Source organism: Thermococcus sp., from assembly GCF_027008145.1.
Classification (GTDB): domain Archaea; phylum Methanobacteriota_B; class Thermococci; order Thermococcales; family Thermococcaceae; genus Thermococcus.
The window spans coordinates 1-1501 of record NZ_JALTCZ010000037.1; the positions used below are offsets into that span (position 1 = coordinate 1).

A 1501-nucleotide genomic window follows, 5' to 3' on the forward strand; every position below is an offset into this window, starting at 1 on the left:
GAGAGGAGTATAAAACCTGAAACCTACGAGATGATTTACAACGCCACGATTCTCGATGTGGCCAAGCTTGGAAGGAGCGAGAGGATAGCCCTTTCAATAATACTCGGCCTCCTGCGTCGCTACGGTGACAGAGTGACCCTCAACTCCCTTGCCAAAGAGCTTGAGATAGGTTCTCACGTCACGGTGAGGGATTATCTAGAGCTCTCTGAGGAGCTGTTCATCGGGAGGAACTACTTTCAGGTCAAACTCCACGATTTAACCCCCCTCTTCAGGAAAGAGCGCAAGTTCTATTTTCTTGACCCCCTGCTACTTCAAACCTTCAGGAGGTTCTTCGGGAAAGGGCCTGAGACGGACAGGATAATTGAGGGTATTGTCGGTGAACACCTGAAGCGCCTTTACCCAACGTACTTTTTCAGCGGTTCCAGAGAGGTGGATTTTGTAACGCCTTACTTTGGCGTGGAAGTGAAGTGGAGGAAGAGGGTTAGGCCTCAAGACTTCCCAAGGGTCGGAATAAAGAACAAAATACTCCTCTCAAAGGACAAACTTGAGTTCCTTGAGGGGAGCAACCTCGCGATAATCCCCGTTTCCCTCTTTCTTTTCCAACTTCATTCCGCCAGCTCGAACCTAGCGATAGTCTCGTAAATCGGACCCTTTGGCGTCAGAGTGCTCTTCTTCAGCTCTATCGCATTAACCTCAAATTCGCCAAAGTCCTTGTTGGCGAGATCCTTCAGAGCCATCGTAAGCTCAAGCTTATCCTTTACGAACTTGACGCGGCCGATGGTTACGTGGGCGACGAAGTCCTTGTCCTTCTTGAAGCCCAAGCGATGCATTTCCTTTTCCACGTCCTGGGCTATAGCCTTCAGTCCCTCGTCGTTCTCTATCCCGGCCCATATCACCCTTACGTAGTTCGGGTTCGGGAAGACGCCTATCCCCTTAACCTTAACCCTGTGCTTCCTGTGCCTATTAGCTATCTCTCCCAGAGCTTTCTTGACCTCTTCGGCTAAAGCCTCGTCGATTTCTCCGAGGAACTTCAGCGTTACGTGAAGGTTTTCCCTCTCAACGAACTTTATCTTTGCCACTTTGTTTCCTATTCTCTCCTGGGCTTTGAGGAGGTTGTCCCTAACCTCATCGCTGACGTCGATAGCTATGAACGCCCTCATACCAACCACCGGGAAAAGTTGGGGGAGGGGGTTAAAGGGGTTTTGGGAAAGGTAAATAAAAAGCAGTTCAACTGTAGTCAGCTTCCACATAAAGGCCAATCGGAACGTTTACCTTTTCATAGGTCGTACCGTACCAGTGGTGCACTGGGATCTCAACCTTATACTTGCTTTCCATTGCGTGGAAAGTTACGGTGCTGGAAGGCCCTTTGTTTTTTACGTGGCCAAGCATGACGTAACTGGAATAGTCACTAACACTGAAGCCAACGGTTATGGTTGCAAACCACGGTGGGAGACTGCCATCTGCCAGAGCATCTAAGATTGCCCCCACGGGTACGCCCACG

The 1501-nt window shown here is 49.9% G+C and carries 1 protein-coding gene and 2 pseudogenes; 1 reads left to right on the top strand and 2 read right to left on the bottom strand.

Annotated features, from left to right (window positions below; genetic code table 11):
- Window positions 1-642, top strand: a pseudogene (locus MVD07_RS01765) (ATP-binding protein); the annotation flags it as partial.
- Here MVD07_RS01765 and thpR read toward each other — a convergent pair.
- Window positions 606-1160, bottom strand: coding sequence for an RNA 2',3'-cyclic phosphodiesterase (gene thpR, locus MVD07_RS01770; protein WP_297497849.1), 555 nt, complete (start codon window positions 1158-1160; stop codon window positions 606-608). The pseudogene MVD07_RS01765 and the gene thpR overlap by 37 nt on opposite strands.
- Window positions 1161-1227: 67 nt before the next feature.
- A pseudogene (locus tag MVD07_RS01775) lies at window positions 1228-1501 on the bottom strand (hypothetical protein); the annotation flags it as partial.